Genomic DNA, 21,683 nt, shown 5'->3' on the forward strand with positions numbered 1-21,683 from the left:
TCATGATTCCTTGGTGTGTTTCACATAACAATAAAGTTATTTATCTAGTATTTGGGTACTCTCTACATACTCGTTGGATAGGCTCTTTTTTTGTAATTCTAATAAGCTATAAAAGTTTAAATTATACGCTAGCTGCATCAAATAGCAAAAAGTATGACCTTAGATTGGTCATACTTTCAATTAAAGAAACTTAATTTAAAGATTTCTTACGCAATCCTCTTTTAGAGTAATATTATTAACAGCATTTTCACTTAGTTCTGAAGAGAATATTAGATTTTAGGTGAAAATTTTCACATAAAAATATTAATCATCCTAAGGATTGGTTCTTATGTGAAAACTTATAAGTTTCTGATAATCCAGAAAAAATATCAATTGACGGGTGCCATTTTAACAATTGATGTGCTTTCCTGTTATCAAGGCAACTGTGTTTTATATCACCTGTTCTTGCAGGTTTACTGACAGTGTCGATTTTAGCTCCATGAATTTGAGTTAGAGTTTTCAACAAGTGATTTATCGATGTTTTCCGTGCAGTACTAATTTGAATAGTTTCCTGATGACCTTGTTCTATTGCATTTATATTTGCTTGAACAACATCTTTTACATACACAAAATCTCTTGTTTGTTCACCGTCACCGTGAATACTTAAAGGTATCCCTTTGTTTACTCTATCTAAAAAAACAGCTATAACTCCGCCTTCTCCTTTTGCTGTTTGTCTCGGTCCGTATACATTCCCGTAACGGAGAATGGTATAGGAAAGCCCATACAGTTGATAAAACAACCGGATATACGACTCAGCTGTAAGTTTCGATAAACCATAGTAAGAAGCTGGTATTGCAAAGTCCTCTTCAGAGATCAACTCTTTCTGTAAATTCCCGTAGACTCCTGACGTAGAAGAAAAAATTATTTTTTTTACGGAAGCTTCGTGACAAGCCTCAAGTACATTTATTGTCCCGTTAATATTCACATTAGCATCATATTTCGGATTATGAATAGAACGTGCTACATCTGCCTGAGCAGCCAAATGGAATACAACATCAGGTTTCTCTTTCAAAATAATATGTTTGGCTTCTGTACTACATATATCCTCAGTATGCATCACAGCAAGCGGGTGTACATTATATAAATTCCCTGCTGTCATATTATCTAAAACATGTACTTCGATTCCTTTTTTGATAAGTTCTTCAACTAGATGAGATCCAATAAAGCCAGCTCCTCCAGTAACAACAGCTTTCATAAATCATTCTCCCTTTAAAATTTCTAATATTGTATGTTGTATAAATAGTATTGGTATGAGGCGTTTGCCTAATAATTTACGAAAAGAAGGGAGGTTAAATTGCAAATCTTATTTATTAAAAATTATATTGGACTTAAAGGTAACTCATTATTGTTAATTAGAGATATGTTTTCTTTTTAATACAGCTTTTTCATACGTGTTTATTACTTTTTGGATAGCTTTATCTGGAGACCAATGACTCAAAGCCCATTTTTGGGCATTTGAACCAAGGTTATTTCTGTATGGCTCATGCGTAAGTAGATAATCGATATTTATACATAACATTTTTGGATCTGCTGCAGGTGATATTACTCCTGTTATTCCATGTTCAACCATCTCAGGCAATCCACCTGCGTCACTGACAATGACAGGCTTGGCTGCAAGCTGAGCTTCAATTACTGCTAAAGGTTGGTTATCAATAATACTTGGCATAATACAAATATCAGAGATGGATAATAAGTAAGGAACATCATTTCTGTTTCCGAGAAACAAAATCCATTTCTCTAATCCTAAAGTTTTGGTTTGCACTTGTAACTCTGCTTGCATTTCTCCATCGCCAACAATCCAACAAATCCAATCTTTTCTAATTTCTTTCAATTCACTAAGAGCAGAAATCAAATATTGAATGCCTTTAATTTCTGTAAGCCTACCTGTGTAAATAAGGAGTTTTTGTTTTGTTGGGGGCTTAATAGGGGATTGTTCATTTATTCGGCTCAAGAAATTTTCTATATCATAGCCATAGTGAAATACTTCGATTTGTTCATCCTCAACATGGAATTCATTGATTAAAATATTCTTTAACCAGTTATTTGCTACGATCGTGACTTCAGCAGAAGTTGCCCCCTTATATTCCAATTCGTCAAAATATTCACAGGCTAAATGAGCAGTAGGAGTTTTTAAAATATTTGTTACAGAATGTTTTAATTCCTGAGCTACAGAGCCATGAATAGTCGTAACTAAAGAAGTTTTTTTAGCTCTCAATTGGTTAATGCAGATCGTTGAAAGGACGTCTTGTGCATGAATCAAATCGTATTCTTCTATTCCTAAGTAATCCACTCCTAACTCATACCCAGCCATTTGTGTTTCATAATAATTAATGACCCAATCTTTATCAGAAAATCGATGGCTTTCTTTTTTTAATTTTGAACGAATGAGGGATTGAATTTGTGCTTTTTCTATCCCACGATTTTGACTTATAAGTTGAACAGATTGATTATTTGCTCCATGCCCTAATAGATCTACTTCATGCCCTAAAGCTTCAAGCTTTGGCTTTAATTGTTGCATATAATTCCATACACCACCTACATGAGGAACACTCCAAAATGTAGCCAGTAATATTTTCATAAATTTCATCTCCTTGAATGGAAATTTGCTAAATCTGATTTGTATGAAATTTATATAAATAACGATGTATAATTCATAGCCATATATATTTTATGCAACCTATTTTTCTCTAGACCTTAAAAGGAATGCTAGTTAGGAATGTACTAATTTATAACGCTATAACAGGAGGCAAAAACCTTATTTCAAGTTCACTAAGTACACAATGAAGAAAATATATCCTAATGATTGAAACTTTTCTTTATTAACCTCTAGTTTGTTTTCAAGAAAATTTAATAATTATTAGAGAATGATAATATTCTATTTAAAACCATTCACTCAATAAAAAACTCTATTATACAAATATTTATCCCAATGAGTATAAAAAATAAAAGGTATGATTGGAGGCCAAGGTAATGGATCACCAAAATAAGGTATTAATTACTGGAGCAAGTGGATTTACTGGTTATCATGCTTGTAAGCATTTTTCTGATTCTGGTTTTGATGTTATAGCTATTTCAAATAAAAATCCTTATCCATATAAGGGAGTTAAATGGATAAGTTGTGACCTTTCTGATAAAGAAGGTGTAAAAATCTTAGTCAAAAAAACAAAACCTCAATATGTTCTTCATTTAGCGGGACAAAATCATGTAGGACAGTCTTGGATCGATCCCGTCCATTCCTTAGAGGTAAATTCATTCTCTACTGCATATTTGATTGACGCTCTCCGTCAAGAAACTCCGTATTGTAAAATTGTTGTTACTAGTTCGGCTCTTGAATTTGATCCGACATCTATCTCTACATTTAACCATCCCTACGGGTTAAGTAAAACAATTCAATCCCTTATTGCACAATCCTTTGCAGTTTTATATAACATGAATATCGTAATAGCTAAACCATCTAACTTAATAGGTCCAGGGTTGTCTAGAGGCGTCTGTTCTGTTTTTGCACAAAAAATAGTAAGCATGGAGAAAAATAAAACAGATAATATTCTAAAAGTGAATAACCTCAATGATCAGCGGGATTTTTTAGACGTACGAGATGCTGTAAGTGCTTATGATATTCTTTTAATGAAAGGAAAACCTGGAGAAATATATGATGTAAATTCAGGTAAGAGCCGTTCATTAAAGGAAATAGTGAAGGTTTTGAAAGACATAGCACCTATTGAATTCAACGTCCATTCATTATTAAATGACGAGATAGAAACGCCAATCGAAATTGAACCATCAAAGTTGATTAACTTAGGTTGGAAGCCAGCTATTTCTCTTGAATCCTCACTCAAAGATGTTCTTAATTTTTATCGTAAAAAAGAATATGAATAGTCGAATAATTATACTTGTATTAAACCAGTGTTAAATTAAGTTCATTATGAAAAGGGATTTCCTATATCATTTAACATACTTTTTGCATAACCTAATTAGCGTGAGGTGCAAAAATTCTGTGTAATAAAATTGTCTATAAAACTAAGTATATTTAAAATTTTTTGTCCATAATCGCTATAGCGAAATTATAAAAAAAGATTGATTCATCTTTTAATGAATAAAGTAGAAAGTAATTTTTAGGGGGATACAAGATGGGCCCAAAAGTTTCAATAATTATTCCATTTTATAATTGTACTTACGTAGATCAAGCTATTCAGAGTGCATTAAATCAAACCTATAAAAATATAGAAGTTATTGTGGTAGACGATGGTTCGACCATTTTCACGGAAAAAGTAATACCTTTTCAAGAGAAAATTCACTATATAAGAAAGGAAAATGGAGGTACTGCCACTGCCTTAAATACTGGTATTCATGCTGCTACAGGAGAATATATAGCATGGTTAAGTTCAGATGATTATTTTCTATCAGAGAAGGTTGCTAAACAGGTTTCATTTATGCTTAATAATCATGCGGAAGCAAGCTTTACAAACTATGACTATATTAATGAGAGAAATGAAGTTTTGATACCTTTTTGTGGTCAAAGATTTTCCAATTTAAATGAAGTGTATAAGGCTTTTTTAAATTATAACGTAATTAACGGTTGTACAGTTATTGTAAAGAAAAACATATTTGAAAAAATGGGGTACTTTAATCCTTATTATCGATATACACATGACTATGAAATGTGGTTTCGCTTATTAGTAAGCGGCTATAAATTTCATTATTTAGATGAGGTGCTTACTAAATTTAGAACCCATGAAGAAGCTGGAACAAGGAAATACCAACCAGAAATGAAAAAAGAAATGTATATAATCGAAAATCATTATCGTCCGCTTCTTATTGAGCATATTAAAGATGTATAAGAATACGCAGGAACTCTGAACTTAAATTGTTAATAATTTAGTAAAATTGGAGGAAATTTTAGTGTCTAAAAATAACCTAACTATTTTTATTCATATCCCAAAAACTGGGGGAACAACTTTAAACAAAATCTTGAAAAAGCAGTACAATTTTGATGAGATTTATGATCATGATTCATTTAAGGGTAAAATGATAGAACATGAAAAATTAACTAAAGAAGAAAAAGGAAAACTCAAAGCAGTAGCAGGGCATTACCTTTATGGAATAGATCAATTTTTCGCCAAAGAATTTAACTATTTTACTATGTTACGTGATCCAGTAGACCGTGTGATCTCTTTATATTATTTTTTGCAAGATTATCCAGGTTATGAAAGGGTAAAAAAAATGACTTTAGAAGAATACGTACTAAAAGAAGCTGAGGCTTATAATTTCCAGACAGTTATGATAAGTGGCATTCCAGTTAAACCTGATCTTGAAAAAGCAAAAGAAAATTTAAAAAATTTTACCGTAGTGGGCCTTACTGAATTCTTTAACGAATCACTTTTTTTGTTAAAAAAGGCATATGGATGGAATGATATTCATTACAAAAAACAAAATATTACTAAGAAACGTCTTAAAAAAGAAGAATTGCCCTCTACTGTGATAAATCTCATTAAAAAGTACAATGAATTAGACCTAGAACTATATGATTTTTCTAAACAACTCATGGCTAAACAACTTCAAACACTTACCCCTGATGAACAAAAACAACTGGAACATTTTAAAAAAGAACAGAACTTATTGTCATAAAATATATCTAAACGATTAAGTTTAATATTCTATTGTAATTGCTAAAGCCGAAAAAATGCTATTTTTTCCGGCTTACGTGTTTTATCATAGTTCAATTAAAAATCATTACTAGTGAAAGGAATCTCTGCTGTTTTTAGTTGAACTTTATTATTTATTATAGTTTATTCCTAAAGCTAAAAGCATTTGAATGAAATTATGACAATACAAGTCTGGACTGAAATGTAATTCTACATGTTTAAGACCATTTAAACGTATAGATTCTCTTAAATCATAATTTGTCATTAACTCCATTGCCTCTTTTATTGCTTCATCAATATTTCCTAACGTGTAATACTTTCCTGTTTGATTATGAATGATTGAACTTCTTACTCCATCTGAATCTGTCGTTAATACAGGGCATTTACAGCTCAGGGCTTCAAGTAAAGACAATGGTGCGCCTTCTACTTTTGAAGTAGAACATAAAAACCCCCCCGACTCACCAATTATAGAAAAATGATCAACCATTTGAGAATTAGGAACATTTGCGTGCAAAGTAAGGTGATTTTCCAAGTTCAATTCTTTGATTAAATCTTCAAATTTCTGTCTTTCTATAGGTTCACATAATGTTGGATCTTCAAACATATGTAACTGTATTTTTGAATTATGCTGTTTGATTAGTTGACTTCCTATTTGAAGAAACTCTTTCCAATTTTTATTATCTTCAATTCGTCCAATCCACGCAATGATAGGATTTTCACTTACAGGTAAGGGTTTATAAGAGAACTGAGTCGTATCAAAACAGTTATTAAAACTAAATTTAGGGAAAGATGGGTAAAGTTCGTCAAATAATTCCATAATGTGCGGGGTTTTTGGGTTTAAAAGTCCAGCGGCATGAGTGGTCACAAGTGGAATAGCAGATTTAAGTACGGTTTTAGCTACATCTTTTGGACCATATCCTTGAATCTCAATAATCATCTTCCCTTGATATCCTAAAGAACTGAATCTAGATAATGCTTGGAAATCTGAAATAATAACAATAGCACTGTAATTGCCTTCTTCTAATATCTTCTTTATTTCATTATCATTATTTGTTATGAACGTGGGGGTGCCATGATCATTTAATAACTCCCTTTTATTTTCATAATATAAACAATGAGCATTAATATTATATTTTTTAAGGGCTTTACATCTTTGCCGATTTAAAGTTTCTACTCCTCCGCTTGGGACGTAAAATACAAATAAAATATTTATACTTTTCTCAGAGGATTTCTTAATTGCAGGAGTATGCCATCTTACTCCGTTAATAATTATATTATTTTTATTTTTCGTCGAATCATAAGCTATTTCTCCTGAACCCTCATTTAATTTCCAATATCCAAAAAGTTCTGTTTCATTACCAGTTAGTTCATGATTCATGTTCATCTCAATTTCATTCTGTGTTCTGATTGTGTTCCAAATTCGAATTTCTTTCAAACTCCCAACGTAAAAACCGTATGGTTCCATCCCTCCAAAACTACCTGAACAAACAACTGTTCTTTTAATACTCTTTATTCCTTTTCCGGCAAACTTACCATTTATATACAATGTGGGTCTTTTGTTTACATAAACAACCGCAATATGCGTCCAATCATTTAAATCGCAGGGATACACCAAAGTAGGAACTAGGTGATTGGTTGTATGCTCATATATTGAAATGCCATTTATACCTATAGATATACCAATACCTGCTCGAGAAGGATTTCCATCTCCCATTGCTCCAAAAACAGGTGTTAGAGCAAAACGTTTGCTGGGCGTTGGGAAGATTCCTCTTTTAGATTGCATGTCAATTACATGAGGAGCCTCTGGTTTTGCCCAAAATTCTATTGTGAATGTATTTTGGATATCAGTAAATAATTGTTCTTGCGTTGTCACACTCTCTTTGCCATTAAATATAAGGAATTTGTCATGTATCATAATCGATATTCCCCCTAAAGATTTTAAAAAAACCTTTATTTATATTATTTTTCTAAAATATAATAATTGTTAATTAAAATTAATTGACTTGGATATGAGAGATGCTTCAAACATATTTATGTTAAGAACCTTTATTTTATGAAAAAGAACTATAGAAATTCTAAAAGATAAGGAATGTAATAAATTAAAAAATAGCTTTAATAAGACAAAAATAAACGGTAGTTAAATTAGATTTAGAGAGGGGAAATAGCTATGTCAAAAATTTCAATAATTGTTCCATTTTATAATTGTCCATATATCAATCAAGCTTTAGATAGCTTAATAAATCAAACTTATGAAGATATTGAAATCATTGTAGTGAATGATGGATCTACACAGTATGTTGAAAAAATCATTCCATACTTAGATAAAATTAAATATATCCAAAAGGAGAATGGTGGAACGGCAAGCGCTCTAAATATGGGGATTAAACATGCCACTGGGGATTATTTTTGCTGGCTTAGTTCAGATGATATTTATTATCCTGAAAAAACAGAAATTCAATTCGCCTTTATGAAAGAGCAAAACGCACTATTTAGTCATACAAATTATTGCGCCATCGATAAAAAGAGCCGTATTATTAGTCCTCCTTTAGGTATACAACCTCCAAGCCGACTTGAAATTATTAAAAGAATAAGCACAAAAAATTTTATTAACGGATGCTCCGTTATGATAGATAAATCTGTATTTAACCATGTAGGTGTTTTTGATGAAACATTGCCCTATACACATGATTACGATTTATGGATACGAATTATCCATAAATTTGACGTATTTTATTTATCCCAACCCTTGTTACTGTATAGAATTCATAAACAGATGGGGTCAAAAAAACATGCGGTCGCTATAAAGAAAGAAATTGATTTCGTTATTAACCATCACAAAAATACTATGGAAAGCTTGTTGTCAGAGGAATTAAGAAAATAATAGATTGTACTATTTATAGATGTTTTATTAAAAGGTCCTTTATTTTTTAATACTTTTTATCATCTTTACTCTTCTTTTTTATATTTAAAGCTTACTTAAAATTATTCTTCTTATGAAAAACAATTTTAGGTAAGCTTTAAGTTCAGGACTTCTTTCTATTAACCTATCCCAAATTTTTATGATTTTCACCTATATATTCGACTAAATTAAAGGTGATATTTCCCATCAAAATGATTAAAGTGCTGAGCGCATCAAGAGTCGGATAAGCATACTATACAATGTAGACCAGAATGCATAAATGATAGCAGAATTATATTTAAATAGGTAAAGACACGGTCATACGTATTTTTGCAAGAATACGTTATTAATGCAAGTAAAACATTAATTGAAAGGAAGATTGTATGGGATCAAATGGATTTTCATCAGAAAGAAAGCAAAAACGTGTAGATCTTCTGAAGCAGCTTCTCGATACTAACATCTCTACACAAGGGTCTTCGAATCCATTAGAAGCATTACTCTCTGGTTTAGACCTAGGGTCTTTAGAAGGTTTAACGCAAAAGAGCAAAAAATCTCATCATGATGACTGGGATTCCAAGAAAAAACGCCATCATGATGATGAGTGGGATCACAAGAAAAAACATGATCATGATGATTGCGGATGCAAAAAGAAAAAACATGATCATGATAATTGCGGATGCAAAAAGAAAAAACGCTGCAAATGTTGTCCTGATGTTACACGAGACTTTCGTGAAGCCATTAATGCAATATGTCAGCTACTAAATGCAGCAACTATTAACTTGCCTGCGTTAAAAATTGCTGTCACGGAATTAGAAGAACTTCTATTAGAGAACGAGGATTGTGTAGATGAAGAAATAGCTGAGGATTTACTTGAACTAATTGATATTATTCAAGCTGCCGCTACAGTAGCAGCCATTCCCCCAGGAACACTAGATGAACTTGGAAGACAACTTAACAGATTACGCCGTTGTTTAGGATTGAGAGTTCGCGTTTGCGGTCCTGGCGGTGGTGATGGCCAATTTGAATGTGACTGTAACCCAGGACAAACAATTCAAATATTGAATGATGTTTTCGATGTACTTTTAGCACTAGAATCAGGAACTGATGCACAAGTAGCAGCAGCCCTTGCAGCATTAGTAGCTCAACTTAATTTAGCACCAAATGTAGCATGTGTTGACCCAACCTTACGGGCTGCAATAATAAGTTTTATTGGCGGTTTAACACCTCCTCTAACTACCGCTCAAGAAGCAGCTCTAACAGAGCTTCTTATAGATCTTGTCTTATGTCTTGGTCTAGGCTTAAATATTGGACCTGGGCAATCAATAACAAGCCTACGAGTGGCTCTTGAAAGCTTCCTTGGAAGAACTAGTACTCCAGTTACTCCAATAGCAACAGTTAGACAACGCCTACTAGATTTATTAGCAGATCAAGTCGTAATTACAACCCCAACTGGTATATATGGAGGCACATTAGTTTCTGTTCAAGCTGACTATATTGCCGTTGTAGCCCCAACTGGAACTTATTTGATACCACTCGATCAGATTCAAACATTTACTACTGAGTGATAAGGAGGAGAAAGATTCATGTTTGCATCTACCTTGATAGAAGAGTTAGCAAAGCGACAAGGCCACCTTGTTACAGTTAACACATTTAATTACGGAGCAACGGGAGTTCTTGCAATGGTTCAAGCTGACTATATTACTATTGTAGAATCAGCTGGCTATGGTATATATGAGAATCAAAACATTCCCGTTGACTCGATCCAATCAGCTTTCTTCCCAGCTTAACTAGCTTATTTTAAAAATTTCCGAAAATCATTCCATTTGGAATGATTTTTTTTTGTGATACTGTCATTATGCTTTCTCACATTATAAATTGTAAAATCATCATAGAAAAATCCATAGTTCTTAAAAAGTTGCACTAGTATGGCTATATCTTCATACAAACGTCCTTGTTCAAAGTCTATAATGGGAAACCCTTTCTCCTCTTTTAAAACAGACGTCTGGTAAATTCTTGGCCCGAGGGGAAATGGATAAGAAAGCAATTCTTCATGGCTATTCACTGGTTTCCCATGCCTAACCTTTAAAAATTCAACTTCATCTGATGAATTTTGATTCCAGTACCTCCAATTCCCATATAATACTGCGGTGTTTTGGGGAAGAGTTCCTAATTTATTCTTTATAAGAAAAACCGCATCTGGATCAAGCCAGTCGTCTGAATCAAGTTCTAATACAAAATCAGACGTAATGAACGGCAATATGTAATTTAATGCTTTTGCTTTTCCTTCATTTACCTTAGAAAAGCATTCGATATTGGGATAAGTCTTATACCTCTCTAAAAACTTTAGCGAATTGTCCGTAGATCCGTCGTCAACAACTATTATTTGATCAAAAGGAACGGACTGCATCGTACATGATCGAATTGCTACTGAAAGAAATTTCTCCATATTGAAATTAGAAATCATAACAGACAGTGTGGGGGCAGATGAAATAGGGAGCGGAGAACTCTTTTTTAATTTATAAGCAAAACTTAACCTTTCCTTAGTTGTTATATTACTTATTTTTCTTATCTCCTCAATCACGTCTTCTTTTAAGATAATTACATTAGAATTCCCATTTTTCAGAAGCCACGAATGGAATATTACCTCTCTAAATGGCACTTCTCGTTCCAATAAAAATGACGAATTTCTTAAGAAAGAAGTCTTAACCATAAAAGGAAATTCGTATAGCTCTTTACCCTCTCGGTAGACTGTCATGATTGGTTTATCATCCTTAAGAGTAAGTGTGGTGCTATCTACGGCAGGTGTGAGTAATTCATATGTAAAAAGGAATAATACATATTCACTTTCTATGTCTTGAATATAAGTGTTTAGCGTAGTACCTAAATCGTGTCGAGCATCGATATACTCTATATCAAAAGGTAGTGATGAATCAGCACTGGATAAATAGGGGTAGTGACTGTCTAAAACAGTAACTTTATTCACACGAGGTAAAATATAGTTGAGCGAGGATAGTGCTTTTCTTAAATCGTTACGGATATTGTAATTAATAAAGAGTACATGAATGTCTTTCAAAGTCTGTCCCTCCTCCATAATGGAAAGGTTTTTGATATATTCAGTACTTTTAAATGTATTCCGAAGTCTGGGATGATATGACAATCAGCTTTAATATTATCCATATCATTACTTTTTCCATGTTTGTTATATTCAACTATACCAAACAAATGAAAGTGCATAAAATATTACAAGGACAATCACTAAAATAAGGAAAAACAAATAGACTGACTGTTAACAAGTCATGGAAACTTATGAAATACAGAATAATGTATGACGTATTGAAATTAAAACAATTGTGTACATCTCCCGATAGGAAAGAGGCAGAACAAATATATAAAGCAAGTGATTTTAAACATCTAGGCCTCAAGAAATTATTTGGATCACCTAATAGATACCACAGGAGAGATTAAAATCTTTCATAAAACAGAAAGAGGAAAATTCAATTCCTATTATTAGATGAAATACGAAGCTTAAAAAATCTTTAGTAACTTTCCAAGTGAAGAATTGGAAATTAAACCTCTTTTCTTTAAACATATCTTTTAATACGAAATGTGAAGAGATGGCTTCCGCCAAGTAGATTTAGTAGAAAAGAGATTATAGAGGTATTAATCAAAAGCTTAAAAACTAAACAATAAGCTTTTAAAAAGGAGGGAGAAGAATGACAAATAAAAAAAATATTACTTGGCATACTTCCATGATTACAAAAAAACAGAGAAAAGATCAAAATGGTCATCAAAGCTTTATTCTTTGGTTTACCGGCTTATCTGGTTCAGGGAAGTCTACACTTGCCAATGCAGTGGCTAAAGCATTGTTCAAACGTAAGATTAGAAACTATGTATTAGATGGTGACAACATTCGGTTTGGTCTTAATAAAAACCTTGGCTTCTCTGAAGAAGATAGAAAGGAAAACATTCGACGCATTGGTGAAGTTGCCAAATTGTTTGTTGATAGTGGCCAGGTCGTGCTCACTGCATTTATTTCTCCATTCCAGGAAGATAGACATCAAGTACGTCAACTAGTAGAACAGAAAGAGTTTATTGAAGTGTATGTAAAATGCCCTTTAGCTGAATGCGAAAAACGGGATCCGAAGAGACTTTACCAAAAGGCAAGAAAGGGAGAAATAAAAGAATTTACAGGTATTGACTCTCCATATGAAGAACCTATTAAGCCAGAATTAGTCATTGAAACAAACCGGTATTCAGTTGAAGAGTGTGTAGTTCAAGTAATGACCTATTTGGAAAAAGAACAATTGATTTAAAGAGGAATAGAATATGGCATAAAAAAAGACTAGCTGAAAGGTCTGGCTCTAATACGTAATTATTTTATTATTTCTAGATAGTTCCATTCCCCCTCTCCCTAAATTTATCAAAATTCAGGTTATCCACTAAATATCAACTATCGCTATTAAAATAATATAATCGTGTTGATAATTCGCTTTGATAGATGTTTATTATTTGTATCTAATAACTCCCTCTTTTAACTATATAAATCAGCATAAGGAGCTTAATATTTTTCTGTATTACCATCAGCTTAAAAGAACACATATTTAAGGAATGATAACAATGAGAAAACTGATTATTTTTGCATTTATTGGGTTTTTAGCGCAACTAATTGACGGCGCTTTAGGAATGGCTTATGGCGTCACCTCATCATCACTTTTGTTGATGTTCGGAATGGCTCCCGCAATAGTATCGGCATCTATACATCTCGCGGAAGTAGTAACAACAGCTGCATCAGGTGCTTCACATATAAAGTTTGGAAATGTTGATCGTCAAGCTGTATTAAAATTAATAATTCCGGGTTCTATTGGAGCATTTACAGGGGCTTGTTTTTTAAGTGCGTTACCAGGAGATGTGGTAAAGCCTTACATTTCTTTATTTTTATTACTTCTTGGTCTATATGTACTTTTTCGATTCCTATTTAAGTTCCATCCAAGTAGTGAGAAAAAATCTCTTAATTTATCTAGAAAACAATCGATTCCCTTGGGATTAATTGCTGGGTTTGCAGATGCAACTGGCGGAGGGGGATGGGGTCCACTTACAACTCCAATTTTATTATCTAAAAAAGGGGCTTCGGCCAGAAAGGTCGTTGGTACGGTCGATACAAGTGAATTTGCTATTGCAGTCTCTGCTACTTTAGGCTTCCTGCTTTCATTGGGTTGGGAAGGCGTTAATTGGTTGTGGGTCATAGCTCTGATGTTAGGGGGAATCCTTGCAGCACCTATCGCAGCATGGTTAGTACGAAAATTACCCTCTTATTTATTAGGAGTCCTTGTAGGAGGTTTTATTATATTAACTAATAGCCACACATTACTTACTTTCTTGTCCATTAGCAACCTCTGGCTTGCTATTATCTACTTAGTTATATTAATTGGTTGGGTAGTTTCTATTATTTTTGCACTACGAAATCATAAGAAGAGTGTTAACTGAGCATGAACTTTACTAAATGCAATTTATGATGAACTAAAAGCATGAGGGTTCTCCTTGTGCTTTTTAATTTGGCATTTATAAATTTTTCTCGCTATGTATAAGAAATAATAATAAGGACTTTTTATTTTTTATCCAAATAAGAACTGTAACATTACTTAAATCCTTCTTTTTAAGCTCAAATAAAAAAGCCCCCTCTTACGCCAAGAAGTATTTTACCCCATCTCTTGTTCTCCATAAGAAGGCAGCGAATAAATTTAGCTAAATGCATTCATAAGTTAAAATCCTACAAGCTTTTCTTAGAAATATCATTTATATAATCGAACTGAATTCACCGAGGAGTTAATTGAATTCGTGATTCGACTATTCTATATCTCGATTATAGAATCTCTAATGAAACTAAGATGGCCACTAATAATTGAAGTAATAAAGGAAACATTCGGGCCTGCGCCTAATGCGTTTATGTAACATTATAAATACTACTAATTCCATTCTTAAATACTAAACAGAATTAGTAGTATGGTGATTGTATGGATAGAAAGAATGTTTCTATCCTTTTCTAGTTCTTTAAAAGAAATATTCATTCAAAAAGCAATTATTAAAGGAAAAATAATAACTTTTAGTAAATACTTCGCTTCTTTCATTGATTTCTTACAGAATATAATTATTTAAATGATTATGCCTATTAATGTCCCGCCAGCAATGTTCACTAAAGGTCGAAAACCCCAATGTCTAAAAATCCTAAAAGCTTCAGAATTGTTATTATTTACAAAACCAGTTACTCCTCTTATACCTTTTTTTCGGGCGTACGATATTACAGTAGGCAGAAAAGATCGCCCTACTCCTTGTCCTTGATATTGACGATCAAGAACTACATAATTTATAAAAATAACATCTTTTACTATGAGTTTATAACAAAGATAACCGATTACTTTATCATCGTTATTACATATAACAAGCACTTCATGTGATTTCTTCAATATGTTTTGAACTACTTTGCTTTTGACTTTAAAATTATCCATTGTTAGGCTAATTAAATATGAATCATCCTTATAAGGAATCCTTTTTCGTAAATACATCCCTATTACCTCTATCCTCTCTAATTTTTTAAATCATTGTATATCATAAGGGGGAGATAAATTTTTAGGTATTTTATATGGATATATATTTCTAGAAGACACCTTATGTTTATAACGTTTGTGGCAGTTTTCTAATTAAATTTACCTTTGTTCGTGTCCTATAATATTTTATTCTTTAACAAATAAAGCGTTTGTGTGCCTGTCCAATGATTCCAGATTTATTTTTGTTGATATAAATAAAAAAACACCGTTTGGTTGCTCTAAACGGTGTGAAAATTAAATTAATGGTTTTTATTCAACACTTTCAACCTTATAATGGTTTGAGGTGCGTAATGAAGACCTTGATATATGTGATTACTTAGATTAAATAAAAAAGCCCCTCTCACGTCGAGAAGTATTTGACCCCATCTCTTTTACTTCGTAAGAAGGTAGTGAATAAATTTAGCTAAATGTAGTCACAAGTTAAAATGCTATAGCCACTTCTTGCAAATACTATTTAAATAATCGAATAGATTCCAGAGAGGAGTTAATTGAATAGATGATCCGACTATTTTATAAGTTTTTCCATTAAAGGATATCTAACGAAACTAAGATAGCTACTAGGACTTGAAGTAATAATTGAAGATTTACAGCTACATCCGTATCAGTGGTTGTAACCCTTACATTTGTAGAGTTTTCAATAATTGTTTTTTGAGAATTTTTCTGTTTAATACTAGAAACTTGTTTTAACTCTTCAAGCACACCATTCGCTTGTTCCGAATCCCCGATAGTAATACGAACTACTACGGCAATAGCTACCTGTAAAGCTGCCTGGATAGTAGCTGCAATTTGGGTATCCGTTGTTTTTACCTTAACATCCTCTGAATCCTTGACAATAATTTTCTCAAAAGATAGTTGTTCCGTCTTAGCAATTTGCTCTGCTTCCTGGAAAATATCAGCTCCACTGAATCGTTTATTTTCACAATGATCTAGTGCTCTCCATCTTTTTTCAGTCATTTTTTTCACCTCTTTTAGTTTTTAATTAAAAAATATCTACAAGTACGATAATAGCAACTAATACTTGTAACAATAATTGAATGTTAAGGGCAACATCTGTATCAGTAGTTGTAATTTCAACATCTTTAGAATTCTCAATATAGATTTTTTGTCTGTTTGCTTGCTCTATGTCAGACAGTTGTAATAAGTCTTGGAACACACCGTTTTCTTCGGCACTATCCCCAATAGTAATGCGAAGTACTACGGCAATAGCCACTTGAATAGCTACTTGAATAGCTACAGCTACTTGAGTATCCGTTGTATGAACAGTAATGTCACAAGAATCTTTAATCCAAATTAATTCATCTGATTCTTGGTCAATGAAAGAAAGTTGATTCGCATCTTGAACTACTTCTGCATCAAAACTCTCACTGCTTTCGAAGCTCTCGCGACTATTATAGTAATCATACTCTGTAGATTCACTTTCATAGTGATCTACTTTAGAATTATCTTTATGATGCTTTTTCGAATCATCCTTTTTATGTCTGCTTTTGCACTTTTTCTTTACATCGTAAGAATAATACTTTTTAGATGACATAACTAACACTCCTTTTTCATGGTATGTATTAATATATGAACATACCAATCAATAGGATTGGGCCAATTGACTAATGAGTGTAACCATTTTAAAAAACAACAAAAACGCCTATTTGATGGCGTTTATAGGCGTTACAATTTATTTTTTGCTGTTATCTGCATTTGTTTGTTTTACAAACTCATCCACTCGTTTGGATAAATCTTCAACCATTTCTTTAAGCATTTGTTTCTTTTCTTCAGATAGTTTTCCTTTGATTTGCTCTTTATCTATGCCATGTTTAGAAAAAACATCATTTACCAATAAATCCATTAACTTATTTGGAACAATCTCCGGTCTTTTCTGTGAATCACTCATATTAATCGCTCCTTTTTTAAGGTTTTATTTCATAACAACATATGCAGCAATTACCTAAAAGGAAACAGTTCCTAACTTATTATCATTTTCTATTTGATAACTTGATTTAAATACACTTTATTTTTTAGTAACATAGACTCTATTTAGATAGAACATAATTTATATTTAATACCAATTTTAAATATATCCATGTTCTTCTTTTGACAATTTAAGATAATAAAATAAATTTAACATCATATATTTGTACATAAGGTAAGTACCTTATGTTTTCAACAATTTTCTTAACAGTATTTATGAAAAGAGTTGAGTTAAATGGGAAAAAAAGCAAAGGTTGTGCATGTTGCAGGTGATTTTTTATCTCCAAAAGGAAAATCATCTAATAATCAAATTTATACCATAAATGAGGATAACAATACGGTTTCTGTTATCGATGGATTAACAGATGAGTTAATTGCGACTATAAATGTAGGTCGGCAGCCAGTAAACGTAAATGGTAACCCGTCTACTAATCGAATTTACGTGACTAATAAGGGTGATAATACCGTTTCCGTCATTGATGCCGGAACAAATGCAGTTATTGGCATTATCCCAGTTGGAAATCAGCCATCAGGTGTAGGAATTAACCCCTATACGGATAGAGTCTATATAACAAATGCAGGTAATGATACTGTTTCAGTCATCGATGGTTCAACAAATATTGTTGTTGCCACAATACCTGTAGAAACCCATCCAATTAATCTAGATGTCCACCCCTATATTAACCGTATTTATGTAGCAAATAAGTTTAAGAACACAGTCTCTGTTATTGATGGATTGACAAATACAGTAATGGCTGTAGTTCCAGTCGGTGACCAACCTAATGACCTAGGAGCTAATTTATCTAACAACCGTATTTATGTAGCAAATAAAAATAGTGATACTGTTTCAGTGATTGATGCAGGAACAAACGCTGTGATCGGGATAGTACCTGTCATAGAACAACCGTCTATGATTGATGTTAATACAGCTAATAATCAAATTCACGTAACGAATGAAGAAAATAGTGTAGTCTCTGTCATTGACGGGGCAACTAATATCGTTATTGCTACCCTCCCAGTCGGTGATCAGTCAACTTATACAATAACTGATACCTAATATAAGAACATAACGCGAATACTTATGTTCTATAAGAGGTGGCATAACAATGATTTTATCTTATAACACGTAGCAACAATAAGCGTATTAACATACAATTGTTGTTGCTACAATTAATGATGTTAAATGCTGGTTGGAAAATTTACCTCTCATCAAATTTTCTCCATTTTTGATAAATAGATGGACGAATATCCTTAACATAAGATAAAAATTCTCTTGATAACTTTAATTCCTTCAATTCAGTTAGTAACTTAATGGGAATAGGTCGATTAGAAGTAAAAGCCCTTTTAAGATCAATTATTTTCAAATTTCCCTCTTCATTCATTAAAACATGCCGTAATTCCGTATCTTGTCTACTAAAGCTTAATTTTTTCAATTCATCAAAGAGATTTATAAGTTTCATAACTAAAGACTTTGTTATATATCTATTTTTTTTTAGATATTTTGCCAAGGAAATACCTTTTATACACTCCATGACTATGTAATTCGATCCATAATCGTAGAGACGAGGAATAATAGAAGATGACTGTCCGACTTGCAGCGCTTTTAACTCCTTTTTGTACGTTTCTTCTTTAAAAAATACTTTCACACATCGATCAGGAGCCAATTGATAAATAACTCCATCTTTTCCTTGTCCAATTACTTTATATCTTTTAAAATCCATAAATACGTTCTCTTTTTTTCCTATTGATATCTGTGAGGAATGCTCGAATGGTCTATCACTTAACAAATGGACTTTTTTAACCCTATTAGATGAAACAAATTGAGCATTATTGTTGTCACTTAGCAACTGATACTTTTTCTTATCGTACCTTTTAAAGAAAGTTGCTTTTGGTAATTTATAGTCCCCGTTATTATCACTACGATAATGAAAATAAGGTTTCCCCATGCTATCCCTCCTTCCCCCTTTGTTATTTTATTCCTTTAAAAATGAATTGCTTGTATGCTTATCCATTAGCATATAAATTCATGAAAAATTTTTAATAAAATCCAAGACAAGCACCCTCTCCTGTTCCTAATGGTTACATATTATAGTAAGAAAAGAGGTGATATTGGTATGAAGTATAAAGAAGATTGGACTTATGAAGAAAAAGCTCATAAGAACCCTTATAAAAAATGTGAGAAACAAGAAAAGCACCATTCTGACAGTGATACTTGTAAAAAAATGAGAATTATAAATTTATGGAAATTAAATTCTAAGCATTAATTTTTACTTTTAATAAAGAAATAAGACCTGTTAGCATCCAGTAACAGGTCTTATTTCTTAAAAATAAATTTCTTTCCTTACAATGAATTTAACTTAGAAATAAACCCCCAGATTATTGCTATATTATTGATCTATTATTCTGCCTTCCCTTACTACTAGAAATACATAACAAAAGGAGTAACATATATCTTCTATAGCCACTAGTATATCTCTCCTTAATTTTTAATTCTCCGCCAATGACGGTTTCTAATATCTGGATAAATTCATATATTGTTTATAGTACAAGTATAGAAGAAAAAGCTACTGGAGGAACAGATATGAGCGATTGTATATTAGTAATTGGGGCTCATCCTGATGATGAACTATTGGGAACTGCAGGAACCTTAAAAAAATTTGTAGATGAAGGGTATAAAGTAATTTCAGTAATTACTGCTTTAGGAAGAAAAGAAGAAGCTCATCATATTCAGCAATTTGGTCGGCTTGCAAATAAAGAGATTGGCATTGATAAAGTAATATTTCTTGAGCATGTCAATTTAGAATTAGAAATGATTCCCCTTCACGAATTAACGAAAGAAATTGAGCAGCTTATCAAAAAATACAAACCGGTTAAGATTTTTACGCATCACTACGGTGATTTAAATAAAGATCATCAGGTTACTTTTCAAGCAGTACTAACTGCAACTAGACCACTCCCTTACATTCCCCCTATAGAATTGATTACATTTGAAACGGTTTCATCGAGTGAATGGGGTGCTTTCAGTTGTGAGAACACATTTAAACCAAATTACTTTGTAGACATTACGGCTACCATGGAAAATAAACTTAATGCACTTAAACATTATGATCTTGAAATGAGAGAGTTTCCTCACCCTCGTTCTTACGAAGGTATTAAGTACTTAGGAAGACTACGAGGTATGAGCGTTGGCGTACCTTATGCTGAAGCTTTTGAAATTATACGGAGGGTTTGGAAATGAACAATGAGATTACTTTTCCCTATCCTTATGTAATTGAAAAATTGGACCAATATTATGGGCTTAAATCACGTTCTGCTAAAAAAAATAGTTCAAAGGAGTATTCTAAAAAAAAGGGGCTTTCAAGAAAAGGGGCCAAAAAGAAATTTTCTATTTTAATTGCGACTTTTTGGAGCTTTCCTCATGTAGGTGGACTTTCTAATTACATTGCTACTTTAAGTAAAGGTTTAAAAAGTCAAGGACATAAAGTAGACATTATTTCTCCTAATCAATTTTCAACCTCAAAAGTAAAACAATTTCGAGAAATTGTTACTCCGAATTTAAAACATTTTTTCACAAAGCGCTATGGAAGTTATAATGACAGAATTTTAAATCATAAAAGACTTATATATGTATACGAAAAAATGCTTGAAACGGTAAACTTAGAAAAATACGATATTCTTCACGCTCAAGATTTATTTACAGCAAATATCTTAGGAAGATTCAACGAAATCTATGGCAAACCCTTATTTTACACGCCCCATGGCATGTTCACATCTAATAGACTAAGATTTAACATTATTAAAAAAGGTTCGGTGGAAGAAGCATATTTTACAGAGCTTGAAAGTAAAGCAATAGAATATGCTAGTCACATTATTGTTCTAAGTGATTCGTTTCGTGAACCATTAATAAATCTGGGAGCAAAAAATAGAAATATTACTACAGTTATTACAGGAATTGATTATCCAGTTAACCAAAGGAAAGAAAAGGAAACGTCTTCATCAAAGCTTGTTATTACATGCATAGCTAGGCTTGGGCCACGAAAGGGACATAATCATTTATTTGAGGCACTGGCTCGCCTTAAAAAACACACCACAAATGTTGAGGTATTGATTGTCGGTGATGGACAAATGAGAAAAGCATTGGAAAAGCAGAAAAAAGCTCTAGATTTATCCATGGTTAAATTCTTAGGATCTAGAGATGACGTACCCTTAATCTTAAGTAAAACCGATATTTTTGTACTTCCAACAATTAACGATAGCTTACCCCTTTCGATAATTGAAGCCATGCACAGTGGAACTGCTGTAATTTCCACAAATTGTGGAGGTATTCCTGAACTCATAAAGCATAATAAAACAGGACTTATTGTAGAGCCTGGAAACCCCGAACAGTTAGCCCATGCATTAAAGTTTCTTATTATAAATAAAGAAGCTCGATATAAAATGAGTAAAAATGCAAAAATACATGCCGAAAACCACCTAACCATAGATAGCATGATAACAAAAATAAAACGTTTGTACACCGATTTTTGGGAGATGAATTAG

General features: G+C 32.5%; 21 protein-coding genes and 1 pseudogene. 13 read left to right on the top strand and 9 right to left on the bottom strand.

The window, feature by feature from the left end; genetic code table 11:
• Positions 1-307: 307 nt before the first annotated feature.
• Positions 308-1,234: an NAD-dependent epimerase/dehydratase family protein gene (locus tag ACN6NE_RS03045; protein WP_474324466.1), complete on the bottom strand. Its 927-nt coding sequence runs from the start codon at positions 1,232-1,234 to the stop codon at positions 308-310.
• A gap of 153 nt (positions 1,235-1,387) precedes the next feature.
• Positions 1,388-2,617: a glycosyltransferase family 4 protein gene (locus tag ACN6NE_RS03050; RefSeq protein WP_474324468.1), complete on the bottom strand. Its 1,230-nt coding sequence runs from the start codon at positions 2,615-2,617 to the stop codon at positions 1,388-1,390.
• Positions 2,618-3,009: 392 nt separating this feature from the next.
• On the opposite strand from ACN6NE_RS03050, the gene ACN6NE_RS03055 reads away from it, so the two are divergent.
• The 3 genes from ACN6NE_RS03055 to ACN6NE_RS03065 all read left to right on the top strand — a co-directional run bounded on the left by ACN6NE_RS03055 (position 3,010) and on the right by ACN6NE_RS03065 (position 5,664).
• A complete protein-coding gene (locus tag ACN6NE_RS03055) occupies positions 3,010-3,915 on the top strand; it encodes an NAD-dependent epimerase/dehydratase family protein (protein WP_474324470.1) in 906 nt (301 codons plus the stop codon).
• A 251-nt stretch (positions 3,916-4,166) separates the two neighbouring features.
• Entirely contained in the window at positions 4,167-4,877 is a 711-nt protein-coding gene (locus ACN6NE_RS03060; RefSeq protein WP_474324472.1) for a glycosyltransferase, read from the top strand.
• Positions 4,878-4,938: 61 nt separating this feature from the next.
• Positions 4,939-5,664, top strand: coding sequence for a sulfotransferase family 2 domain-containing protein (locus ACN6NE_RS03065; RefSeq protein WP_474324473.1), 726 nt, complete (start codon positions 4,939-4,941; stop codon positions 5,662-5,664).
• Positions 5,665-5,811: 147 nt separating this feature from the next.
• Here ACN6NE_RS03065 and ACN6NE_RS03070 read toward each other — a convergent pair whose 3' ends face one another.
• Positions 5,812-7,596: a glycosyltransferase gene (locus ACN6NE_RS03070; RefSeq protein WP_474324475.1), complete on the bottom strand. Its 1,785-nt coding sequence runs from the start codon at positions 7,594-7,596 to the stop codon at positions 5,812-5,814.
• 252 nt (positions 7,597-7,848) lie between these two features.
• Between ACN6NE_RS03070 and ACN6NE_RS03075 the strand changes: the two genes are divergently transcribed.
• The 3 genes from ACN6NE_RS03075 to ACN6NE_RS03085 all read left to right on the top strand — a co-directional run bounded on the left by ACN6NE_RS03075 (position 7,849) and on the right by ACN6NE_RS03085 (position 10,367).
• A complete protein-coding gene (locus tag ACN6NE_RS03075) occupies positions 7,849-8,562 on the top strand; it encodes a glycosyltransferase family 2 protein (protein WP_474324477.1) in 714 nt (237 codons plus the stop codon).
• Positions 8,563-8,963: 401 nt separating this feature from the next.
• Positions 8,964-10,145 (top strand): hypothetical protein, encoded by a 1,182-nt coding sequence (locus ACN6NE_RS03080; protein ID WP_474324479.1) that lies wholly within the window; start codon positions 8,964-8,966, stop codon positions 10,143-10,145.
• Positions 10,146-10,163: 18 nt separating this feature from the next.
• Positions 10,164-10,367: a hypothetical protein gene (locus ACN6NE_RS03085; protein ID WP_328265522.1), complete on the top strand. Its 204-nt coding sequence runs from the start codon at positions 10,164-10,166 to the stop codon at positions 10,365-10,367.
• A 5-nt stretch (positions 10,368-10,372) separates the two neighbouring features.
• Here the strand turns inward: ACN6NE_RS03085 and ACN6NE_RS03090 are convergent, their stop codons facing one another.
• Entirely contained in the window at positions 10,373-11,653 is a 1,281-nt protein-coding gene (locus tag ACN6NE_RS03090; protein WP_474324481.1) for a glycosyltransferase family 2 protein, read from the bottom strand.
• Between the two features lie 456 nt (positions 11,654-12,109).
• Here ACN6NE_RS03090 and sat point away from each other — a divergent pair.
• The 3 genes and pseudogenes from sat to ACN6NE_RS03105 all read left to right on the top strand — a co-directional run.
• Positions 12,110-12,270: pseudogene (gene sat, locus ACN6NE_RS03095) on the top strand (sulfate adenylyltransferase); the annotation flags it as partial.
• A 23-nt stretch (positions 12,271-12,293) separates the two neighbouring features.
• A complete protein-coding gene (gene cysC, locus ACN6NE_RS03100; RefSeq protein WP_474324483.1) occupies positions 12,294-12,893 on the top strand; it encodes an adenylyl-sulfate kinase in 600 nt (199 codons plus the stop codon).
• A gap of 304 nt (positions 12,894-13,197) precedes the next feature.
• Complete coding sequence (locus ACN6NE_RS03105) at positions 13,198-14,064, top strand: sulfite exporter TauE/SafE family protein (RefSeq protein ID WP_474324486.1); 867 nt, start codon at positions 13,198-13,200, stop codon at positions 14,062-14,064.
• Positions 14,065-14,729: 665 nt separating this feature from the next.
• Here ACN6NE_RS03105 and ACN6NE_RS03110 read toward each other — a convergent pair.
• From ACN6NE_RS03110 to ACN6NE_RS03125, 4 genes are all read right to left on the bottom strand, one after another.
• Positions 14,730-15,140 carry a GNAT family N-acetyltransferase gene (locus tag ACN6NE_RS03110; protein WP_474324488.1) on the bottom strand — a complete coding sequence of 137 codons (411 nt, stop codon included), beginning with the start codon at positions 15,138-15,140 and terminating at the stop codon, positions 14,730-14,732.
• 567 nt (positions 15,141-15,707) lie between these two features.
• A complete protein-coding gene (locus ACN6NE_RS03115; protein ID WP_474324490.1) occupies positions 15,708-16,136 on the bottom strand; it encodes a spore coat protein in 429 nt (142 codons plus the stop codon).
• Positions 16,137-16,161: 25 nt separating this feature from the next.
• Positions 16,162-16,713 (bottom strand): spore coat protein, encoded by a 552-nt coding sequence (locus ACN6NE_RS03120; RefSeq protein ID WP_474324492.1) that lies wholly within the window; start codon positions 16,711-16,713, stop codon positions 16,162-16,164.
• Between the two features lie 138 nt (positions 16,714-16,851).
• A complete protein-coding gene (locus ACN6NE_RS03125; protein ID WP_456318507.1) occupies positions 16,852-17,067 on the bottom strand; it encodes a spore coat protein in 216 nt (71 codons plus the stop codon).
• Positions 17,068-17,379: 312 nt separating this feature from the next.
• On the opposite strand from ACN6NE_RS03125, the gene ACN6NE_RS03130 reads away from it, so the two are divergent.
• Positions 17,380-18,201, top strand: a complete 822-nt coding sequence (locus ACN6NE_RS03130) for a YncE family protein (RefSeq protein ID WP_474324494.1) — start codon at positions 17,380-17,382, stop codon at positions 18,199-18,201.
• Positions 18,202-18,343: 142 nt separating this feature from the next.
• Here ACN6NE_RS03130 and ACN6NE_RS03135 read toward each other — a convergent pair whose 3' ends face one another.
• Positions 18,344-19,090 carry a hypothetical protein gene (locus ACN6NE_RS03135; RefSeq protein WP_474324496.1) on the bottom strand — a complete coding sequence of 249 codons (747 nt, stop codon included), beginning with the start codon at positions 19,088-19,090 and terminating at the stop codon, positions 18,344-18,346.
• A gap of 168 nt (positions 19,091-19,258) precedes the next feature.
• Between ACN6NE_RS03135 and ACN6NE_RS03140 the strand changes: the two genes are divergently transcribed.
• From ACN6NE_RS03140 to ACN6NE_RS03150, 3 genes are all read left to right on the top strand, one after another.
• The gene (locus ACN6NE_RS03140) at positions 19,259-19,408 is read left to right on the top strand and encodes a hypothetical protein (protein WP_474324498.1); all 150 of its coding nucleotides are present in this window, start codon (positions 19,259-19,261) and stop codon (positions 19,406-19,408) included.
• A 317-nt stretch (positions 19,409-19,725) separates the two neighbouring features.
• Positions 19,726-20,382, top strand: a complete 657-nt coding sequence (locus tag ACN6NE_RS03145; RefSeq protein ID WP_474324499.1) for a PIG-L deacetylase family protein — start codon at positions 19,726-19,728, stop codon at positions 20,380-20,382.
• The gene (locus tag ACN6NE_RS03150; protein ID WP_474324501.1) at positions 20,379-21,683 is read left to right on the top strand and encodes a glycosyltransferase family 4 protein; all 1,305 of its coding nucleotides are present in this window, start codon (positions 20,379-20,381) and stop codon (positions 21,681-21,683) included. The genes ACN6NE_RS03145 and ACN6NE_RS03150 overlap by 4 nt, the downstream gene beginning before the upstream one ends.

The sequence above is a fragment of the Priestia sp. 53B2 genome (assembly GCF_056099005.1).